The sequence below is a fragment of the Paraglaciecola sp. L1A13 genome (genome assembly GCF_009796745.1).
Lineage (GTDB): Bacteria > Pseudomonadota > Gammaproteobacteria > Enterobacterales > Alteromonadaceae > Paraglaciecola.
In genome coordinates this window covers 3,497,448-3,519,765 of sequence record NZ_CP047024.1, presented here as the reverse complement: position 1 = coordinate 3,519,765, position 22,318 = coordinate 3,497,448, and the positions used below count along the sequence as shown (strand labels likewise).

Below are 22,318 nucleotides of genomic sequence, written 5' to 3'. Positions count from 1 at the left end.
TCTTTGAGAGCTGTAAAACCAGTATTAAGAAAATAACGTTTAGAAAGTAAAAATAATGCGTGTTTCCACAGAATATTGTGTACTTATCATCTTTAATATTCATCGCATGATAAAAATACTTCTATCTGATATTGGTAGATCTCTTATAAGTAATCACAGAGTCCCATTACAACGACCAAATAATAAGCTTTAGTTCTCGTTAAGTTAAATGTTACGGTAACAAATGATAAGTTTGGCCTGTACCATTTTCAATAACCTTCCAAGGGAAGTTTAAAATATGTTGGCAACAAACACACTCAAGCAGCACATTAGACCGCTACGTGACGAATTTATATCTTTACTTGAATATTCTACTTCAGGTCAAGCAATGCAGAAATTGCTTGATGACTTTGAGTTCAATAGCGTAATTGATGTAGGGTGTGGTCCTGGATGGCACAGTAGAGTTTTATTAGAAAACAGCAAACAAGTTACTGCAATTGATTATAATCGTCACGCGTCATTAGATTTAGATGATTTTGCTAAAAATATGAATTTTATCGAGACAGATTTTATGACATTTACCATAGTAGAACAGTTTGATTGTGTTTGGTGTGCTCATGTATTGGAACATCAGTTAAATCCCCATAATTTCTTACTTAAAATTAAAGATATAGTGAAAGAAGATGGTGTCATTGCGATTACAGTTCCCCCCCTTAAACATGAGGTCGTAGGGGGGCATGTTACGTTATGGAATGCTGGAACTTTAATTTATAACCTAGTGTTGGCTGGAATGGATTGCAGCCAGATAGCTGTTCTACAGTACGGCTACAATATTAGCGTCATTTTCAAGAAAAAGAGTATCAAACTGCCAGATAGTTTACGTTTTGCAAATGGGGATTTGGAAAAGTTAGCCCCGTTTGTGCCATCCTTTGTAAAGCAAGGGTTTGACGGAAATATCTATAGTCATAATTGGTATGGAGAATGATTCTTCGTAACGTGGAACTGTTTTAACAAATACTCATTTTAAAAAAGATTTTATTTTAATCCCGTCGAAAAATAGTTTAAGTCAAAAATAGAAAATTTTCGCAGAGAGTCTGTGTGAAAATATCGAGATGCAGTAATAACCAAACCATGGCGATTTTAAAACAATGGGAAGCTGGAGTGCTAAATCTTGTGTTTACTCGTGAACAGGCCATGAGCAGCGCAGTATAATATCAGCGAGACAGATGGTTACATCATCACTCTGATGAAAGAGCCCGAACAGGAATACCGTCACCCCACAAGATATGGCAACATAGCGGTGAAGTCTTTTCAACGATGAAAGATAGTCAAACATAAGCACCTTCCCAGAGTTTTGCATAAAGAGTTTTTCTGGTAAGCGAAATATACTACTGCTATTAGTCTATATAGCGCGATGATATTATCAAAATCTCGGACTGACTGGTACTTGGGCCAGCAATGCATGCCATAAGGTTTGGGGTTCTTGCTCATTAGGTAAAGTAATAGGTTTCAAGTGAGACCATAAACGTGTATTTTTTTCTGCTGTTCTGAATTCAATGTAACGCAGAGCTATTCCAATTTCATAGGAGCGTTACTGGTTCATACACTCCTTAAAATTAATCGCCAAAAGCAAAGATCTTTGCTCGAAAAATACGGTAATCATAACGGGTTTGATAAAAACCCGTTATGAAAAATTAAGCGTTTGGCGAAATATTTAGTCGAAGTAGATAATCACTATCATTTTCATGTTGTAATGAAAAATGATTTAGTGAGAATTTCACTGCTTTTGAATATTCTGATACTCTGCCAACAAATATTGATTAAACTGGTCTTTCATTTTTATTAAATAACTATTTTTAAACTCGCTATCAGTGAGTTTCTCTGTAAAAGTTTTCCAACGTTTATTCTTATTCTCTATTTGTTGTCGGAAATCATTAATACAATTTTTATCTAATGCGTCTGAAGCTTCAGGCACGGATATATGGGGTTCGCCGTAATTAGGTTTGGGATAATTAAATAATGCAAAGTCGATTGAATAGTATTGGCATAATGCCGACATTGATTGAGCTGAAATAGGTTCAACTGTTTTTTCTGATGTATTATTACGACGCTGACCTAGTTGTAGATCAACCAACGACATTTGCGCAATTTGCGCCCATAACTCATCCATTCTTTCAAAGTGACCAATGAAGTCCGGCAATAGTTGACCATGTTTGATTAGAATTCTATATTGAGGCTGAGCATGATGCTCCATCTCAATCACAGGAATGGTCATCATATGGGACACCATCTCATCCATATTCATAAAAGGATCGAATCCTAGATACGTGAGATAACTTAGTTCAAATCCGTCTTTCCTACCACCAACAAATTTGTCACGATAGTAAGAAGTAAATTTATCGATTGGATTACGTACGAATGTGAATATTGGTAGTCGCGGGTATGGCAACGTCACAGCTCGTCGATTAGTTAATGCTTTACCTGTATTACTATGTTCCCAAATATTTTTATGAACTGATGGCACCTCCATAAGAAGGCTATGGCTAATACTGCTGCTAGCTACCTTGGGTACTGACAAGTACACAACATAAACACCTGGAACGAACTTTACAAAACTGTGTTCTATCATATCTAAAACCTATATTTATTGTTTTTACTAAATTATTCTATCGGGATTAAGATTTTTGAATTTTAGCGATGAGCCATCGGTTCATTGAAAATATAAAAATATTAGCTTCATGTACAAACCCTTCGATACAGATTTTTACATAATATTCTAACAGTAAATGACGTTTTATATTTAATGGAACGAAATAATAAAGAAATTTAAGTTAAATTTTTTATTGAAGTTACATTAGAAAGTAATGAAATTCAATGACGTAGGTAACGAAATTAAATGAATAAAGGGGGGGTATTAGAGTTACTTGCTTTTTGTTAATTAAACACTAGAGCCTCTTCACAAACCATCAATAATAATAATCGGGTTTGAGAAATCCTGCAAATCAAACAGTATTTCATTATTATACAGAAATGCAGAGATTAGAATTTTACTATCAGAGAAATTCTCAATGCTAGTGATTGGAATCACCGGGATATTTTTGTATTCACTAATTTTTTCACTTTTTACTTTGTCAACTATAGCGACGAGATTATCGCATATATGTGGAAATAGCAGCATTCCAACCGAACCTAATCCATATAATATATAATCTTGCGAACGATCTAAATCTTGAATAAATTGATAAAGGTTTATCAAACTTACATATTTTTCTTTAACATCGGTTTTTATTGATAAATCATTAGGCATAAAAACTTCATATGAGTAGCTCATACCATATTTCAGTCTAAAGAAGTTATCTTCCATAAAGTAGACAATGTTACTATTGTTACCTACATTCAAAATGCTGGCCCAAAACTGAGTACTGCAATAATCTTTAAATATCCTTATATATTCAGGATCTATAACAGGTTTATGAAAAAAAATTGATTTTTTGTTAAAATACTCGGACTCACTGATCACCGACGATGAAATACCAGCTACACAGGTTATTTCTGGCTGCAGTAATAACTGATAAGTATTTATGTTCTGTAGGAAAACTACGTTTTGTATTTTTTCCAATTGTTGTTGAATAGGCTTAAAATCTTGCATATTCAAATAAGGATGCTTAAGTAAGTATACTCGTTCAAAATCTTGAGAAAGTTTTTTTATATTTTTTTCATAATCAATAAAATTTAAAAATCGTTCATTATAAAGAACAGATTTATCTTGCAACATTTGACCAACAAGCAAACAACTATTTGGTTTTGCAACAAACTGAGTTAAGAAATTTTGATTATGCTGACGTAAAGAGTCTACTTGCTTGTACAATTTTCTATTATCGAATTTAAAGCTTCGCAGTTTTTCTAAAATCACCATGTTGTTAGAGCTGAACTCGAACATCACGTCTTTATAAAACCGAATGGGTGACAACCAAATGTCAATATAAATAACGTCAATATCGGATAAAATGTCGCGAGTATTTGAAGTAAGCTCACATCCGATAATGATATCGTATTGCTTGACTTTATCCACCAAATAATTTCGGCCTTGGGTCGTAATATCTGCTAAGCAAATATCTTGATAAAGATCATTTTTTAATTTAATTTTATTAAGTGAAAAGAAATCCTCTCGACTGAAATTATTTATTTTACTGTCGACAGTCAAGTTCAGTTTTTTCAGTAAAGTTACGAAAATACTAAAAATATTAGCTTGATTTATTAATCCTCTTTGCGTAGATGTTGATAAGAAATCATAAGTGATAAGAATACGCTGTATCATGAAATTATTATATTTCTCCAATTATAAAGGGTTAGCGGCTGCGGAGTTAGCAATACGTCTTTATCGCTTTTTCTCCATTCGCTCTGTACATATTATCTATGGTATTGACAACACTTAGTTATAAGCCCCAACTATCAACCAATGCGTTGGCTCCCAACACTTAATGGGTATTTGTGACACGGCAAGTGGCAGTTAACACCATCGAAGGCGTTTTTTCCTGCCGTGTATGCTAACTTCTTACTTACCTTTATTGTAGATCTTTTCTAATTGAGTGAAAGACCACGTCTAACTGCTGTTAACTATCTAATATCTTTCGCTTAATCTCTAAATGACGCTCTTTCATGGATTTCATTTCTTCGTTAGAGATTAGCGGCATTAATAAATCTTTAATTAATAATTTTCTGTGTATTACTTTACCTATGGTGCCATTTTTCGATTTGTTAGAAGGTGGCTGGTCTTGGTTATATAAACAAATGTATGAATTAAAATCTATAGAAAAATATTTATCATTGAGTAAGGAGAAATTATCATTATTAAAAGGTTCTACTATGGAACTCCAATATCTAGGTAATATTATAGATGCTTTATGTGCGTTTAAGCATGCTCTTATTGCTTGTCGCACAATCCAGATTGAGTCTTTAAAAACATATTCATCGTAGATATTTGGGAATGCGAAATAAGTGACATTGTTTTTATCCGTTAGATTTAATGAATCAATTGAGTTGGTTACAAAGATTGTACTAATTTTTCCTATAATTGGTAGTTTTTTAATTTTTTTAGTTATGAAGTAAATACAATAACCTGGTAAGTATTGTTGATTTTCACTCTCCGATAATGTCAAGATAGATACCTTTAACCAAGGTGAGTTAAGCTTCAAAAAGTATAAGGAAATCTTTTCGAAATAAAAGTCATCAGTAATAATGATTAAGTCTTCATTTTTGTAATTTAATTTTAAATACTCTAATTCTCTTATGATGACGTTGTAGGTCGAAACATCGGAAGTTTCATCGTTAGTATTTAATAATTCCAACTTTATTTTTTTTATTGTTTCAAACCAATGATTTTTGGCATGCGCGAGGTTGACTATAAATGAGTTATCCTCAAAATTTATACTCATTAATTTAGTGAGTATCGCATTCGCATAATTCACAGTCCCATACAAATAATAAAATAACAGTGACTTTCCATTCTTATACGATCTAAATAAAATTTCTCTTTGTTTATTGATGATAAATTCAATATCTTCTCTGGTACTAATCTCTTTACCTAACAGTATTTCAAACTCGTTAAGTTCCGCAATCAATAGTTCTTGAGAAAATAACGCTTCAAATTTCTCCACATAATCATCTAAATTACTGTTTGAGAAAATAGTGGTATTTAGCTTTTTAATAGCGTGTATTTTTTGTAGAGGCGTTGCCACTATCAACAGTTCATCAGGCCTTATTGGTAAAGCCCCTTGAATTTTTGCACCATCACTGCAATTGTAAAACTCTTGCCATTTTGGTTTTGCTCCAGTCACTTGTTCTATGACTTGTTTAGAAACTTTAAATTCATGTTTGGTGTTTACGATAGAGCGGAAATTTCCCGGCACTATCAATGAGGTGTTAGCGGTTGCTGCGTAATCGTATGTTTCTTGCCCGCTATCTTGATAATAACCAGATGATTTTGAATGATGATGTTTTACATCGACGAAACCTAAATCGACACCAATGAGGTAGATACTGGTAAACCCGATGGTGCTGAATAAATCGATGGCAAAATTACTAACCGTTGGGTAGGCGTTTAACAGTGTTGTGAAGTTCTCTCGCCCTAAAACGTTTAGTGCCGAGATTGTTGATGATTCACCTTCTTTAAAGGCAACCATTACATTTTTATATAGATCGCAGGTGTCCGGATGTATGCCGTTGCAGGATATTAGAGTGATGTTTTTTAGGTAGTTCAGATCGCCAATTAATACAGCCCAATCAAAGGTACTGCGGTTTTGTTCTATCTCTGCATGAAAGTCTGGGGTGATGCCATGCCTATGTAAAGCTTGCAGTGCGGTGCCGCAACTCACAACTATTGCTTGGCTTTGCCATTCTTTAATGGCTTCAATCGAGTTGTCTAGAGACGGGCCGTTACCAATAATAAATATAGGCACATCTTTGTCGTCATAACTGAGTTTTTCTGCGGGCTTGGCGCATAATGTAGGTGTTTTTCGCCTCATGCCTTCTTTTGTGTGAGCGATGCCATAGTATGCGTGATCAAAGTATTCGCCCATGGATATAACTATTTTCAACTGCTCTCTGAGCTGGCTTATGGCAGAATTTAAAGATGCATTGTAATAACTTTGGTAAAAGTAGGTACTGTTGAGAATATAAGGACCTATTACGTTGAATTGGCTCAATAGGTCTCTGAACAAATTCGTACCATCGTCGCCTATATTTAAGTAAATACGTGAATCTGAACTTTCGACTTTTTCGAAGATTTTTTGCCAGTCTATGGCAAAGAGTGAAGCATAGAAAAAATCAGGGTTAGGTTCACAAATAAATAGTTTTTCAACACTATGTTCATCAAGTAATTTTTCTAATTGATAGCCTACGCCTAGGCCAAACATGATTATTGATGAGACCTTATCAGGCAGTGCACCTATTTCTTCTTTAGCATCTTCTAATAATTTTTGTGTTTCATTTACAAATTGGTAATGGATATAGTGAGCTAGTTTTGTGCCGGAATAACCTAAAACTAAGCCATCTTTATTCGGTTGTTCGCTAAAGTTGTCAAAGTTTAATACACAATCTTGCTTAGGGGATTCACCGTACCAGGAGTATAGACCTTGGGCTTTGAGTAAATTAATTTCGTTGGCTTGGCTGTTGATTGGCAACCAAAATTTTGGTTTATAATCTTTGTACTGCTTATGGATATTTGGGAAGTATTTTTCAAATGCTTTAAGGTTTGTTTCTAATAACTTACTTTCAGTTGACACTGGAGACTGTTTTGACAAGTCAATTTTAGGTGTCCATGTCGGAATATATTCGAGTTTATTTATAATTGAAGTGATAGTGAAGCCACGACTAAATATGTCATTCCAGTCTCGCTCACATATATCGCGATAAAGTGAATCGAAAATCTCATGATTATAGTGCTTGTAGATATTAAAGCTTGATAGTGAAGTGTGTCTTTTTAGTTCGTTAATATCATTTAATAGGTCTCTACCATCTTTTTCGATTTGAAGGAATATAGTTGTCCCCTTGTCCTTGGCGAGCGCGAATATATCTGACCATGATATGGCCATAGTCGAACACTGAAAGTATTGGATTTCAGGCTCATATATAATCAAATTTTTGATAATACGACTTTCAAGTAATTGTTTTATATGCAGGCCAAGACCGCATCCCAATACAATAAGACATTCAACTTCTTCGCTCATTGGGCTTTGTGCTTGCTCAACTTTAAAGCTCTTAAGCTGTGTATAGTCAAAAGAAATAGAAGAATCTTCTAATTGAATTACATGTTCATTTGGATGAACGAGATCGATACGCGGGCAGCGGCGCAGAGCTTGGTATACTTGTTGCTCTATCTCTTGTTGTGGATGAAAGCCATAAAGTGTTCTGCCTACGCCATAGTCAACAATGTTAGTTTCGCCATACTTATTGTTAAACAAAGATAAACTACTGAGCTTAGACTGCGTAATGTACGGAAGAAGCGATGGGATATTTCGCTGAAATGCATTGATGTTATTTCTGCGCGTTTCGACAATTTTTTTCGCCAGAACATCATCAAGAGTAGCTTGTTTTTCTTCATCTTTTTCTAAGTGTAGACGTATATTTTTTAGCATGGCTCACTTAATTATGTTAACGGTTTTTAACTTAACTCATACTGAGTGAAGGCTATGAGTATTACTTACTAAAACTAGATATTACTAACATAGTAAAAATTAGCGTAGCAAAAACTAGGCCTGTTTAGTTGTCGGTAAATTGACACAAAGTCTACCTAAGCAATTATATAAAAGACAGGCTCGACGGATTTGTACTTTGAGCATACGCAAGCCGTATTAAAATAAACTGTTTGTTATTAAATTACATACACAACCCTTGCTTACTTTTTAACCCATATATTGCTACACTCTCAAAAGGTTTTGAAGAGCTGTAAGGTGCAGTTCTGAGGAGGATAGATATGATTAACTTAAATACTGAATCGAATTCATCTTTGTTGCAGCAAGTTCAGAACAAGCAAGAGTCGAATTTTGAGAAGCTCGCATCAGGTAAAAGAGTTAACAGTGCGGCTGATGGCGCTGCAGCTCAGCAGATAATCGATCGGTTGACCTCTCAGGTAGAAGGTAATCGTCAATCGGTTACCAACGCTTACGATGGTGTGTCGTTAACACAGGTGGCTGAAAGTGGTCTATCAGGTATAAATGACGATGTGAGTCGCATTCGAGAGTTGTCAGTTCAAGCCGGCAATGGCATTCTCAATGATGCTGACCGACAAGCTATCCAAGCTGAAGTTACGCAACTTCAAGACAATATTTCACAAACTATCGAGCAGACTGAGTTTGCTGGAAAGTCCCTTTTGAGTAGCGATAGTAATATCGACTTTCAAGTAGGCGCTAATGCAGGACAGAAAATCGGTGTTGGCACACAAGATATCGCAGCTAATTTGACTGATGTGCTAAATGTCGATTTAAGCACGGCGCAAGGTGCGGAAGATGCACTGGTCGCCGCTGATGATGCTGCAGAGTTTGTTGGCGCAGCGAGAGCGGATTTAGGTGCCACACAAAATCAGCTTGAAAGCGCAGCACGCAATTTAACGGAATCTAATATAAATGTCGCTGCGGCTCGTGGTCGAATTCAAGATACCGACTATGCTCAAGCGACAGCCGATAGCGCCTCAGCTAACATATTAGGGCAAGCTAGCATTTCAGTTCAGGTGCAGGCAAATCAACAGCAAGGGCAAGTGTTAAGCCTGTTGAATGGTTAATAACTAAGCAGATAGAAAAAAAGGCCATTTATGGCCTTTTTTTTTGCCGATTAAATATGCAAATAAGGACTAAAAGCGTTAGCCATTAGTGTATATTGGTTTTTTTAACTGATTGTTATTGTTAATATTTATTTTTTATTGCACGCTTAAAGAAATTTAGGGTTCATTCCTCTATTGCTATCCACCAGTGTTTGGTTAAAATTAAAACCAGAAGTAAAACAGTTAATTAACAAGAAAAGATTGAGGGATGCATGAGTAATATTCTGATTATCAGTGGGCGACCCACGCTCGGGCATAATCTGAACACCATATTGACCTTTTTAGGTGAAAGCAGTACTGCTATCGCTTTTGAACAGGCTGTCAGCACCCTCAAATCTCACTCCATATTTGATGCCGTATTAATTGACGCATTAAATATGGAATTAGCAGGGGAGCTGTGTGATAAATTTCCCCAACAGCCTTTTATTTTAGTTGGTGATAAAGATCCAAATTTTAAGTCAGGTGCTAACCGTGTAGGTGCCGTTGAAGAAGCGGTAACTTACCCCTTGTTAACGCAAATGCTGCACCGTTGCCAAGAGCACCGTCGTATGCAGCCCAACCGCAAAACAACGCCTCAGAACAAAACAAAATTGTTTCGTAGTTTAGTTGGCAAAAGTAAGCAAATACAAAGCGTGCGTCATCTTATTGAGCAAGTCGCTCCGACGGATGCTAATGTGCTTATTTTAGGTGAGTCAGGTACAGGTAAAGAAGTTATCGCGCGTAATGTACATTATTTATCAAAACGCGGTAACAACACCTTTATTCCTGTTAACTGTGGAGCGATTCCTGGAGAGCTGCTTGAAAGTGAACTTTTTGGTCATGAAAAGGGCGCGTTTACAGGTGCAATAAGCGCACGTAAAGGGCGTTTTGAGCTTGCTGAAGGTGGTACTTTATTTCTGGATGAAATAGGCGATATGCCTCTGCAAATGCAGGTTAAATTGCTACGAGTGTTGCAGGAGCGCACGTACGAGCGAGTAGGTGGCATGAAACCTATTCGTTGTGACGTACGCGTGGTTGCAGCGACTCACCGAAATCTTGAGGAAATGATTGAACAAGGTCGTTTCCGTGAAGATTTATATTATCGACTCAATGTGTTTCCTATCGACAGCCCTGCGCTGCGCGAGCGTCACGAAGATATCCCCTTGTTATTACAAGAGCTAGTTTCAAGAATGGAACGTGAAAATGCGCAAATTAAGTTTACTGAAAACGCTATGAAGTCACTTATGGAACATAGTTGGGCAGGAAATGTTAGAGAGTTGTCGAACCTTGTTGAACGGTTGATGATCCTTCATCCTAATCAGCTAATTGATGTGGGTGACTTACCTCACAAATATCGACATTTAGATGTGGATGATTATGAGCCGGATTATCCAGAAGAAGTACTAGAGCGGGAAGCCCTCAATGCGTTGTTCTCGGCTGATGCACAAAGTGACGATGACGACGATGAAGTGGTCGATGACAGTATTAATTCTGCCGAGCTTCCGCCAGAGGGTATTAACCTCAAAGAATATATATCAGAAATGGAAGTCAGTTTGATTTCACAAGCTCTGGAACAACAAGATTGGGTTGTAGCCCGTTCTGCGGAAGTATTAGGTATGCGCCGCACCACACTCGTTGAAAAGATGCGTAAGTACGACATAAGCAAAGCTTGATCCCTTCATCACCATTCCTCGTTCGACAAAAAAATGACACGTCAATATTCATAAAGCGTTGATTTTTAATAATTAATTTATTGGCACAGGATGTGCTTATGTTATTGCTGTATTCAATCTGTCTAAGTTTTGACGTGAGGAACATATGGCACTAAGTAATTTACATACCGTAACAGCTAAACAGACGTCTTCCCAAAATGGGGCTGTCATATCGTTTTCTAATTCCGTCGAGTCTGCGCACGCCCCGACTCAAAGCGCCCAAGAAATTCAGGCCTTGCGTCACCAAGCAACGCGCTTAGAACATTTACTTCAAGTAATGCCGGCAGGCGTAGTGGTTATTGACGGTAAAGGTCATGTCAAACAGGCTAATCATTTAGCCAAATCACTTTTGGGAGAACCGTTAGAAGGCCAGGTTTGGCGTAATATTATTAAACGTTCTTTTCGTCCTCAAGCTGACGATGGCCACGAGGTCTCTTTATTTGATGGGCGCAAAGTTAAATTGTCTATCACCCCTTTGGTCAATGAACCAGGCCAACTTATTGTACTGACAGATTTAACCGAAACACGTCAGCTTCAGCGACGTATTGGACACCTTCAGAAATTATCATCCTTGGGTAAAATGGTAGCGTCTTTGGCTCACCAAATTCGCACACCTTTATCTGCTGCTATGCTTTATGCCGCTAATCTCGCTAGTAGTAATTTACCGCAAGAATCACGTCAGCGCTTTAGCGAGAAGCTATTGTCACGATTACGTGATCTTGAAGGTCAAGTGAATGATATGTTGCTGTTTGCGAAAAGTGGCAATGAACAAGTACTGACTGATATCTCACTCGAAGACATGATGCTAGAAGTCAAGGCGGGTAGCGAAGCAATGCTCAATAGAAGTAATGCTGTACTTGATGTTATTTTGCCCGATCCTAATATCCATTTTATAGGTAATAAAACAGCGTTATGCGGCGCTATTCAAAACCTTATCCACAATGCGCTAGTTGCCAAGACTCTTGATGCACGGATCGTTTTCAGTGCAGAGCGTGACCCACAGAAACTGGATTGCATGCGCTTAACTGTTACGGACAATGGGCCAGGAATTGAGAAGGACAAAATTCAACATATATTTGAACCGTTTTTCACTACGCGAAGTCAAGGTACTGGATTAGGTTTAGCCGTCGTAAAAACGGTAGTTCAATCTCATCAAGGTGAAGTCTCTGTATCCAATTTAGTCTCTGGTGGTGCGTGTTTTAGCATAGTGCTGCCCATTTTAACTCGAACCGGTGATGAACATTTACCCGCCGGAGCTACGAGCAATAACGCCCAACAGGCGAGGAGTTAATTATGTCTCAAACAACGATTTTAATTGTCGAGGACGATGCAGGCTTACGAGAAGCGTTGGTTGATACCTTGTTGCTCGGTAACTATAAAGTACTAGAAGCTGATTGTGCTGAGCGTGGCATGGTTATGATGGCTCAAGAGACAATTGATCTGGTGGTCAGCGATATTCAAATGGGCGAAATGAGCGGTTTATCACTTCTGCGCAGTCTAAAAAACAAGTATCCAAATGTACCTGTGTTACTGATGACAGCCTACGCGACTATTAATGACGCCGTTGTTGCGATGCGTGATGGTGCGACGGATTACTTGTCAAAACCCTTCGCCCCAGAAGTCTTACTTAATCTAGTTGGACGCTACGCACCTGCACAAAAAGTACTGTCTTATGAACCCATTGTAGCCGACCCAACTAGTATCAAGTTATTACAACTTGCTCAGCGCGTAGCACAGTCAGATGCAACCGTTATGGTGCTAGGCCCCAGCGGTTCTGGTAAAGAGGTGCTGGCTCGATATATTCATGATCAGTCGCCTCGTGCTGAGCAGCCTTTCGTGGCCATAAATTGCGCAGCGATTCCTGAAAATATGCTTGAAGCGACGTTATTTGGGTACGATAAAGGTGCATTTACTGGGGCTATTCAAGCGTGTCCCGGCAAGTTCGAACAAGCCCAAGGAGGCACCATTTTGCTCGACGAAATTAGTGAAATGGATTTAGGGTTGCAAGCTAAGCTATTGCGCGTACTGCAAGAAAAAGAAGTAGAACGTTTAGGCAGCCGAAAAATGATCCCGCTTAATGTACGTGTTGTAGCAACAAGTAATCGTAATATTCGCCAGACGGTTGAAGATGGTTTATTCCGTGAAGATTTGTATTATCGCTTAAATGTATTTCCTTTGACTTGGTCCCCTCTAGATAAGCGCCCAGGAGATATTGTGCCATTGGCAGAACATCTGGTAGCGCGTCATCGCGGCAAACAAGGTGCCGGTAGCATTGGCTTTTCATCGTCTGCTCGCAGCAAAATGCTGCAACATCATTGGCCGGGCAACGTTCGTGAACTGGAAAACGTTGTGCAAAGAGCATTGATTTTGTGTGATGGTGAAAAAATTGAAGCAGACGATTTGATGTTGGAATCCGTTGAAAGCGACTTGAGTCAAAATACTCAGCATATTATTGAGGAAGACGAGAGTAAATTAGGTTCAGAACTACGCCAGCAAGAGCATCAAATCATTCTGGATACCTTACAATCTTGCCAAGGACGCAGGAAAGATGTAGCTGAGCGACTAGGCATAAGCCCTCGTACATTGCGCTACAAACTGGCTAAAATGCGTGAAGTAGGGATCGATCTCCCTGCCTAATTTATACTCATTCTCACCATAATTGCATTGTCGTTAAACGATTCTATACCGTCTACTTTTGAGGCGGTTTTTTTTACCTGCTCTATCCTCCTAGTAATCCCATCATGTCAATAAACCGTCATGGTGGAAATCCCCCATTAAAAATATGTTAAGCTACTGATATGTAACGAATAAATTACTTGGCATTAACTTTGCTATCATCTAAGTAAGACATAAAACCGTCATCTCGTTATTACGCCTAGGAGCGCATCATGGATATCAAGGCACAGTCACTTTATCAAGATATGCAAAGCATGGCTTTACAAAGTAAAGCAGGGCTTGGTGAGCTTAATCCAGCCAGCTTAAACGGAGCACAAGTTAACCCTTCTGGTCAGAACTTTGCCGATATGCTTGGTCACGCTCTTGAATCAGTCAATAGCATGCAGTTAGATGCGAAAGGCCAGGCAGAACGTTTCGAAATGGGTGATAAAAGCTTGAGCTTAGCGGATGTTATGTTAGCCAAAGAAAAGTCTGGAATAGCGTTTGAGGCAACGATCCAAGTACGAAATAAAGTACTGGAAGCTTATAAAACAATCATGAACATGCCGGTTTAGGAGCTAACACGTGGCTGAAGCAACAGGTACAGAGTTGGCAATGAGTAATGCCAGTGCAGATCAATACTCAGGCGGTTCAGATGCAGAGCAAAAGTCTGGATTTATGGACTCATTGGGTTCGACTGATATGGTTCGTCAACTCACTCTAGTGGTGGCTTTGGTTATTTGCGTGGCTATTGCGGTATTTATCATGATTTGGGCACAAGAGCCTGATTATCGTCCATTAGCGAGAATGCAAACTCAAGAATTAATTGAAACGCTAGACTACTTTGATCAGAACCAAATTGATTATCGCTTAGAGGGCAATACCGTCTACGTTAGTTCAGATCAATACCAGAACATTAAGCTTGGTATGGCACGTCAAGGTTTGAGTCAAGGCGCCTCAGAAGGCACTGACATCATTATGCAAGATATGGGGTTTGGGGTAAGCCAAAGGGTCGAAAAAGTACGCCTGAAGCATGCTCGAGAACAACAGCTCGCGCGAACTTTAGAAGAAATGAGTGCCGTTACGCGGGCTAAAGTACTACTGGCATTACCTAAAGAAAACGTATTTGCTCGTCGAGAGAAAAAAGCCAGTGCCACTGTCGTTATCACGCCAAGACGTGGAGCCGTTATATCAAGCGAAGAAGTGAGTTCAATTGTCGATATAGTCGCCTCTGCCGTTCAAGGCTTGCAGCCTGAACGTGTAACGGTTACTGATAGTAATGGCCGATTGCTCAACTCAGGTTCACAAGACAGTGAAGCTGCGCGAAGCAAGAAAGAATTTGAGATGGAGCGCAAGCGTGAAAGTGAGTATTTGCAAAAAATTGATTCGATTTTAATTCCAGTTCTTGGGTTAGGTAATTATACCGCTCAGGCCGATGTGACTATGGATTTCACCGCTGTTGAACAAACTAAGCGTAGTTATAATCCTGATTTGCCAGCTATTCGCAGTGAAATGACCGTCGAAGATAACAGTATTGGTGGGGTAATTGCTGGCATTCCTGGGGCCTTAACCAACCAACCACCGCTTGATTCGAATATTCCAGAAGAAGCTAATTCTAGTAGTGCTCAAACGTCTACGCCGGGACGCAATCACAAAGAAGAAACCAGAAATTACGAATTAGACACCACCATCAGTCATACTAAGCAACAAACGGGTGTTATTCGTCGCTTAAGTGTATCTGTCGCGCTGGATCATGTTGCCAGTTTAGGGGAAGACGGGACCAATACATTTGTTCCACGTTCTCAAGCTGAGTTGCTTGATATTCGCCGTTTATTACAAGGTGGTATAGGCTTTGATGTGACCCGTGGGGATTCACTTGAAGTAGTTAGCATACCCTTTAGTCGCGAAGGCCAGGTGGCGTTTGAAGAGCTACCCATATGGGAAGATCCCAAGTTTATGCCAATTCTCAAATTAGTTATTGGCGGGTTAGTTATTATTGTGCTTATTTTAGCGGTTGTACGCCCAATGTTACGGAAACTAATATACCCTGAAGATACTAAGACAAATGATGACTTTGATGCCGATGAGGGACTAGACTTAGGTGATGAAACGATCAGTATGCTTTCACAAGAGTTCGATGATTCCCAAGTTGGATTTGCGGCAGACGGCAGCTTTATGTTGCCAGATTTGCACAAGGACGAAGATGTACTCAAAGCAGTGCGAGCCTTGGTGGCAAACGAGCCTGAGTTATCGTCTCAAGTGGTAAAAAATTGGTTATTACAAGACGAATAAATATCGCTAATGTATGCAGCGCATACCTATGTTACGAGTAAGAGATTAACACCATGCCAGATGAAATAGCAGCACCTGAAACGACTGGGGAAAGTGGTTACGACGTTGGTAAATTAGAAGGCGTTGAAAAGGCTGCCATATTGTTGCTCAGCTTAACGGAAGAAGACGCGGCACAAATACTTAAACATCTTGAACCTAAACAGGTACAAAAATTAGGGCAGGCGATGGCCCAAATTGAAGATATGACGCAGTCAAAAATCACCGCTGTGCATAAGCATTTTATAGATGAAATTCAAAAATACAGTACGATTGGCTTCCAAAGCCAAGACTTCGTTAAACGCGCATTAACCTCCGCTTTAGGTGAAGACAAAGCCGCTAACCTCATTGATCAAATTCTAATGGGCACAGGTGCTAAAGGGCTAGATTCACTTAAATGGATGGATTCCAAGCAAGTGGCCAGCATTATTCGTAATGAACACCCACAAATTCAAACCATTGTAATGTCTTACTTAGACGCGGAGCAATCAGCTGAAATTCTTGCTCAGTTCCCTGAAAAAGTACGCTTAGATTTAATGATGCGCGTCGCTAATCTAGAAGAAGTTCAACCCGCTGCATTACAAGAATTAAATGAAATTATGGAAAAACAATTTGCGGGGCAAGCAGGAACCCAAGCGGCCAAAATGGGTGGCTTAAAATCTGCAGCCGATATTATGAACTACTTAGACACCAACATCGAAGGTCAGTTGATGGATGCTATTCGTGAGCAAGACGAAGAAATGAGCCAGCAAATTCAAGATCTTATGTTCGTGTTTGATAACTTAGCAGATGTAGACGACCGAGCGATTCAAGCTATTTTACGTGAAGTACAACAAGATGCATTACTCAAAGCGATTAAAGGCGCCGATGACGCATTGAAAACTAAAATTACATCGAATATGTCTAAGCGTGCGGCCGATATGTTGCTTGATGATCTAGAAGCACTTGGTCCGGTACGTTTAAGCGAAGTCGAGGCCGCGCAAAAAGAAATTTTATCCGTGGCTCGTCGTTTAGCTGATGCAGGTGAAATTATGCTTGGCGGAGGTGGCGGTGATGAATTCCTATAAGCTTAGACACAGAAGCTGTAACGTATGAATGATTTCGATAGTGACCACGATGAATCAGTTAGCGCTTGGGACTTACCTTTTGTCGAAGATGAACGTAAAGCCAGTGATACCAGCACGAATGCGTTAAACAAGCGTTCGACTTGGAAATATGAACCTCCTGAACAAGATTTAGCAGAAGAAGATAATTTTACTCCCCCTACTGCGCAAGAAATTGAATCGATTAGAGCTGCCGCACAAGCGGACGGTTTTGAAGAAGGGCAAAAAGAAGGCCTTGCAAAGGGCTATCAAGAAGGGCTCGAACAGGGTAAAGAACAAGGACTTGCCGAAGGCTTAGAAGAGGGAAAGGCGCAAGGGCTCGCTGAAGCAAAGGAAGCTATTAATCAGCAATTGGAAAGTTGGCAATCGCTGCTAGCCACGTTACACAAACCGGTAGAATTGGTAGAAGAAGAGTTACAAAGAGAGTTAGTTTTGTTGGCGGTATCTTTGGCTAAATCTGTAATTCGAGCTGAAGTCAAAACCAACTCAGATATCATTTTCAACGCGATTAGTGAAGGCATTAAAGCGCTGCCAATCAATGAGCGCCAATATCAAATTCACCTGCATCCAGAAGACATTAAGTTGGTTAGTGAACACTTTAGTGAGCAGGAAATTGAAAAACATGGCTGGCAGTTGATCGAAGCGCCGACTTTGTCTCAAGGAGGCTGCGATATTGTAACGCAAAATAATGCGGTCGATGTGAGCGTAGAACGCAGAGTTAAAGATGTGCTGGACAAATTTATGTTGGAGCAAGGGTTAGATACTATCCCCTCTGGCGAGGATGGCTAGCTAGCGATGACACGCAATATATTACAAAATATTAAAGCGCTGCAACAACAGGTGCCAAAAGCACCTGTTGTTGCAGCGGGTAAGCTCGTTCGAGGTATTGGTTTAACGCTGGAGGCCGTAGGTTGCCATATGCCAGTAGGAAGTCAGTGCTTAATTCAGACCGTAGACGGCGAGATTGAAGCTGAAGTAGTTGGATTTGCTGAGCATATTACCTACTTAATGCCCACACAGGCAGTGAAAGGCATAGTGCCTGGTTCGCGAGTTCAACCCCTAAATCGTGAGCAAGGTTTACCTGTTGGCATGTCTTTATTAGGTCGAGTGGTCGACGGCAATGGCCAGCCTTTAGATGGGTTAGGGGCCATTAAAGCAGAAAAGCGTGTACCCCTAACACGACCACCAATGAACCCGTTAACTAGAAAACCGATTAAAGAGCCACTAGATGTTGGTGTTCGAGCGATTAATAGCATGATTACTGTCGGTAGTGGTCAGCGTATGGGCTTATTTGCAGGTAGTGGAGTAGGTAAAAGCGTTTTGCTTGGCATGATGACTCGTGGCACGACCGCCGACGTCGTCGTTGTTGGGTTAGTCGGTGAGCGGGGCCGAGAAGTAAAAGAATTTATCCAAGATATTTTAGGTGAGGAAGAGCGCAAAAAATCTGTGGTGGTCGCGGCGCCAGCTGATACATCGCCCTTAATGCGCTTAAAAGGGTGCGAAACAGCGGTTACCATAGCGGAATATTTTCGCGATAAAGGCATGAATGTGTTGCTGTTGATTGACTCACTAACACGATACGCCATGGCTCAGCGTGAAATAGCATTAGCTGTGGGTGAGCCGCCCGCGACGAAGGGATATCCACCGTCTGTTTTCGCGCGTCTTCCTGCATTAGTGGAGCGAGCTGGAAATGGAGCAGAAAATCAAGGTTCGATTACAGCATTTTATACTGTCTTGACAGAAGGCGACGATTTGCAAGATCCCATCGCTGATTCTGCTCGAGCGATTTTAGATGGCCATATTGTGTTGTCTCGAGAGCTGGCCGATTCGGGTCATTATCCGGCGATTGATATTGAAGCATCTATTAGCCGAGTTATGCCTATGGTGGTGAGCCCTGAACATCTTCAAGTTGCTAGGCGCATACGCCAAGTTTATTCCACCTACCAACGAAATCGCGATTTGATAAGCATAGGTGCATATACACGAGGTAATGACCCAAGAATTGACTTGTCCATAAAGGCAGAACCGGCGATCAATGCCTTTTTGCAACAAGGTATGCAACAAATAATATCTTTTGATGAGAGTGTTGAAACCATGAGCAAACTAGGTACTGGGTTAGGTCCAGCGTAGCATTTATCTGATTTGAATGAAGGTAAGCACATCGACGAATAGCAACCGCCTGATATCAACCGTACCTAATTAAGTATAACAAGGAGCTCACTATGTCCGTGAATAAACAATTGCAAATGGTAGCCGATTGGGAGCGACGTAAAGAACAAAAAATGGCGACGGATTATCAGCTTGCTCAGCAAAATGTGACGGATAACCAAAACAAACTTACTGGTCTTGAACAATACCGAGTTAACTACTTAAAAGAAGGGATCCGTAAGGGCCAGTTAGGTATAGCTGGGAAGAACTTTGGTCAACATCAGTCATTCGTTGGTAAAATTGATGCTGCGTGCGAACAACAAACTAAGCAAGTTAGTAATGCGTTGGTAGTCGCAGAGCAACGTAAAACCCAATGGTTAGCACAACAGCGCAAGCGAAAAGCAGTGGAAATGCTGCTAGCCAAACAGGCGCTGAAAATTCAGCAACGTCAAGATAAAGCTGAGCAACAGATGCTTGACGAATTAGCGTTACAGAAGTTTATCCGCTCAAAGTAATGTGTTTTTCATCGCCACCTTGCGTGCTTATCCGTTCAGTTCGATTAAGTAACCTATGCATAATCATTCTCGTTTAGTTGTAATAATTGATTTTCTTCAAATTGGAACGAACATTGCTCTAATGCGTTACAAGCGTAAAAAACAAGAGAGTTTTATGATGAAAACGTCATCTTTGCTGTTCTTTATTATCGAAGGCTACATTGTAACTAACTGTTTTTACGTGATTAATTTATCATTTGCACGGTTGTGCCGAGGAGCTTAAATGCTGCAACAAATTGCCACCACTAAATCAGACATTGCCGCTTTTACGGTAGAAGTTAGTGATGAAACAATGGCTAAACTTCAAAACTCTGAAGAATTTGCTTCTATGCTTGCTAAAGAAAATGCTCAGCATAAAGCGCCGAATAAAGGGGCTGAGGTAAAAGCGAATGATACGAGCAAGCTCGCTCAAGTAACTGTATCTAAAAGTACGAGTAAGAATAAAAACGAAACAAACACTGTAGATGTTATCCCGCCCGAAAAAAACGATAAAAATAGTACGGACTTAATAGATGGCAAACACGATGTGATCACTGGTGAGGAGTCAATTAGTCTAGAAAGTAAAAATAATGTCGTCAGAGAACAAGTGGTCGATGAACAACAGATTTTATTACCTAATAAGGTGACAAAATCAACTGGCAATGAGGCAAGTGAAGAGATAAAGAGTGAGGTTAACGTTAAGGTGCAAGTTGAAGAGGCAATTGGCCTTGAAACTATTGACATAAAGCGTGATACATCTACTGTCGTAACAGCGAATGCTGTGACTCTACCTTTAAACGATGACGTTGTAATAGATGGGCAAGAAGACAACGATGGCTCTCATTGGTTGTCTATTGTTGAGAAATTAGTCGCCAGTAGTCTTAGTGATGACTCAGATGTTAATCAAGTACATGTTACCGGTGAAAAACTAACGCCAGTTCTAGAAATTGACAATACAGATTCACTCAGCAAAGTTGAAAATAGCGACCAAGCAGCACTTCAGACTTTATTGAGCAAAATAAACAGTATGGCTGTTGAAACTAAAGATGTGCAACAAGGCAGTAATGACGTTGACACTTCTGCACTTGACGAAAATAGCGAAATGTTAGCCCTGTTGGAGAATAACCCACAACTTTTAGAAGCGTTAAAGCAGCTTCTATCAAGCCAAGAGAAAATGGCCGTTGGCTCTAATATCGAAGGAATGGATTCAAATACCCAACTTCACGCATTGTTGAATAATGTCAATTTGGCTACCGAACTAGAACCTGATGCCAGCTTAGAGTTTAGTGACGAAGAATTGACACAGTTAGCTGAGGTCTTGTTTACATTCATGGATTCAGAAAAAATATCATCTAGTACAGAGGAATCACCCATCTCGAGTTTGTCGTCATTGGACTCTGTCGAGCAAACACCTTTAGAAAATAACCTTGCCTCACAAGGCTCAAATGAGACTAAACAAGGTGATGATGTGAGTATCGATATTTCTCTGGCTAATAGTAATAGCGCTACCGTGGACAGCGTGGCAGTGGTGCAAGAGGGAGAGTTGACTCAACAGGAATTAGCCTTATTAGAAAGTACCCCTGAATTGCAAACTCTATTGCAGTTGCCCCCAGAAAAACTGGATCGAGCTTTATCTTTGTTAGTGAAGCAATTTCAGCAGATAAATGGAACTGCAACTGAGAAAGATGTTTCAGTTCAGGAGATTAAAGATGTTAAATCTTCAACTGCATCGGATTTAACAATGTTGCGCCAGACGGCTGATTCTGATGGATTACCTGAATTCGTAATTGCACTTAAAGCGGGTTTAGCAGAAGTGAAAATGCAGTTGGAAAAGGGACGAGAGCCGAGAATCGATTTAAAAGGCTTAGTGAACGACGCCATTAAAGCGTCACCAGAGTTGGCAAGCAATATGCTTTCTGTCAAACCTGAACAGGTCGAATTGGCAACGCGCTCAGTACTTCAGGTGCTGGATGTCGCTCAGCTTATGAGTACAGCATTGGAGCAGTCAGCCCATCAGCAATCGGTGAGTACAACTTATCGAGAGCAAGGCATTAATATGGTTGAGCACACGAAGGCAAGCCAATTACAACAAGGGCAATTGGATAAGTCACTTAATCTGGCCAAGCCAGAAGCCCATCAACAGTTGGCTGAAAAGGTGCGCTTTATGGTTAATACCAATCAGTTGGTCGCAGATATTCGCCTAGATCCTGCTGAACTAGGCTCGATGCATGTGAAGGTAACGGTTACAGGGGAATCTGCCAATGTCAGTTTTGTAGTCCAGTCAGCTCATGCAAAAGAAGCGATAGACAATGCTGCGCCTAGATTAAAAGAAATGTTAGCTGAGAAAGGAATAGAGTTAGGCCAATCATCAGTAGAACAAGAGTCTAAGGAACAACATGGCGAGCAACAAATGGCTGACCAAAGAGATGGCACTGGCACTGAGTCAGGTTTAACAGAAGCAGATGTACCTGAAGGTGTATTACAGCAACCTATCGTTAATGGGGCATTAGGTGGAATAGATTACTTCGTTTAACGCAATGCGTTATGGGTTATCCATTGCGATTT

General features: G+C 39.9%; 15 protein-coding genes. 12 read left to right on the top strand and 3 right to left on the bottom strand.

Features of this window, described 5'->3' with window-relative positions:
• The first annotated feature begins 277 nt into the window (after nt 1–277).
• On the top strand, nt 278–964 hold the full coding sequence (locus tag GQR89_RS14835) for a bifunctional 2-polyprenyl-6-hydroxyphenol methylase/3-demethylubiquinol 3-O-methyltransferase UbiG (RefSeq protein WP_158770756.1): 687 nt from the start codon (nt 278–280) through the stop codon (nt 962–964).
• 792 nt (nt 965–1,756) lie between these two features.
• Here GQR89_RS14835 and GQR89_RS14830 read toward each other — a convergent pair.
• The 3 genes from GQR89_RS14830 to GQR89_RS14820 form a co-directional block, all read right to left on the bottom strand.
• The gene (locus tag GQR89_RS14830; protein ID WP_158770755.1) at nt 1,757–2,608 is read right to left on the bottom strand and encodes a sulfotransferase family 2 domain-containing protein; all 852 of its coding nucleotides are present in this window, start codon (nt 2,606–2,608) and stop codon (nt 1,757–1,759) included.
• Between the two features lie 327 nt (nt 2,609–2,935).
• Entirely contained in the window at nt 2,936–4,297 is a 1,362-nt protein-coding gene (locus GQR89_RS14825) for a hypothetical protein (protein WP_158770754.1), read from the bottom strand.
• Between the two features lie 295 nt (nt 4,298–4,592).
• Entirely contained in the window at nt 4,593–8,114 is a 3,522-nt protein-coding gene (locus tag GQR89_RS14820; RefSeq protein WP_158770753.1) for a 6-hydroxymethylpterin diphosphokinase MptE-like protein, read from the bottom strand.
• 338 nt (nt 8,115–8,452) lie between these two features.
• Between GQR89_RS14820 and GQR89_RS14815 the strand changes: the two genes are divergently transcribed.
• From GQR89_RS14815 to GQR89_RS14765, 11 genes are all read left to right on the top strand, one after another.
• Nucleotides 8,453–9,256, top strand: a complete 804-nt coding sequence (locus tag GQR89_RS14815) for a flagellin (protein ID WP_158770752.1) — start codon at nt 8,453–8,455, stop codon at nt 9,254–9,256.
• 251 nt (nt 9,257–9,507) lie between these two features.
• Complete coding sequence (locus GQR89_RS14810; protein WP_158770751.1) at nt 9,508–10,947, top strand: sigma-54 dependent transcriptional regulator; 1,440 nt, start codon at nt 9,508–9,510, stop codon at nt 10,945–10,947.
• 145 nt (nt 10,948–11,092) lie between these two features.
• Nucleotides 11,093–12,277: a PAS domain-containing sensor histidine kinase gene (locus tag GQR89_RS14805; RefSeq protein ID WP_158770750.1), complete on the top strand. Its 1,185-nt coding sequence runs from the start codon at nt 11,093–11,095 to the stop codon at nt 12,275–12,277.
• A gap of 2 nt (nt 12,278–12,279) precedes the next feature.
• The gene (locus GQR89_RS14800) at nt 12,280–13,623 is read left to right on the top strand and encodes a sigma-54 dependent transcriptional regulator (RefSeq protein ID WP_158770749.1); all 1,344 of its coding nucleotides are present in this window, start codon (nt 12,280–12,282) and stop codon (nt 13,621–13,623) included.
• 251 nt (nt 13,624–13,874) lie between these two features.
• On the top strand, nt 13,875–14,216 hold the full coding sequence (gene fliE / locus GQR89_RS14795) for a flagellar hook-basal body complex protein FliE (RefSeq protein ID WP_158770748.1): 342 nt from the start codon (nt 13,875–13,877) through the stop codon (nt 14,214–14,216).
• Nucleotides 14,217–14,226: 10 nt separating this feature from the next.
• Nucleotides 14,227–15,933: a flagellar basal-body MS-ring/collar protein FliF gene (gene fliF, locus GQR89_RS14790; RefSeq protein ID WP_158770747.1), complete on the top strand. Its 1,707-nt coding sequence runs from the start codon at nt 14,227–14,229 to the stop codon at nt 15,931–15,933.
• 53 nt (nt 15,934–15,986) lie between these two features.
• Nucleotides 15,987–17,036 carry a flagellar motor switch protein FliG gene (gene fliG, locus GQR89_RS14785; RefSeq protein ID WP_158770746.1) on the top strand — a complete coding sequence of 350 codons (1,050 nt, stop codon included), beginning with the start codon at nt 15,987–15,989 and terminating at the stop codon, nt 17,034–17,036.
• Between the two features lie 24 nt (nt 17,037–17,060).
• Nucleotides 17,061–17,861, top strand: coding sequence for a flagellar assembly protein FliH (fliH, locus tag GQR89_RS14780; protein ID WP_158770745.1), 801 nt, complete (start codon nt 17,061–17,063; stop codon nt 17,859–17,861).
• A gap of 6 nt (nt 17,862–17,867) precedes the next feature.
• Nucleotides 17,868–19,202, top strand: coding sequence for a flagellar protein export ATPase FliI (fliI, locus tag GQR89_RS14775; RefSeq protein ID WP_158770744.1), 1,335 nt, complete (start codon nt 17,868–17,870; stop codon nt 19,200–19,202).
• A 92-nt stretch (nt 19,203–19,294) separates the two neighbouring features.
• A complete protein-coding gene (gene fliJ / locus GQR89_RS14770; protein WP_158770743.1) occupies nt 19,295–19,735 on the top strand; it encodes a flagellar export protein FliJ in 441 nt (146 codons plus the stop codon).
• A gap of 262 nt (nt 19,736–19,997) precedes the next feature.
• Nucleotides 19,998–22,286 (top strand): flagellar hook-length control protein FliK, encoded by a 2,289-nt coding sequence (locus GQR89_RS14765; protein ID WP_158770742.1) that lies wholly within the window; start codon nt 19,998–20,000, stop codon nt 22,284–22,286.
• The last annotated feature ends 32 nt before the right edge of the window (nt 22,287–22,318 follow it).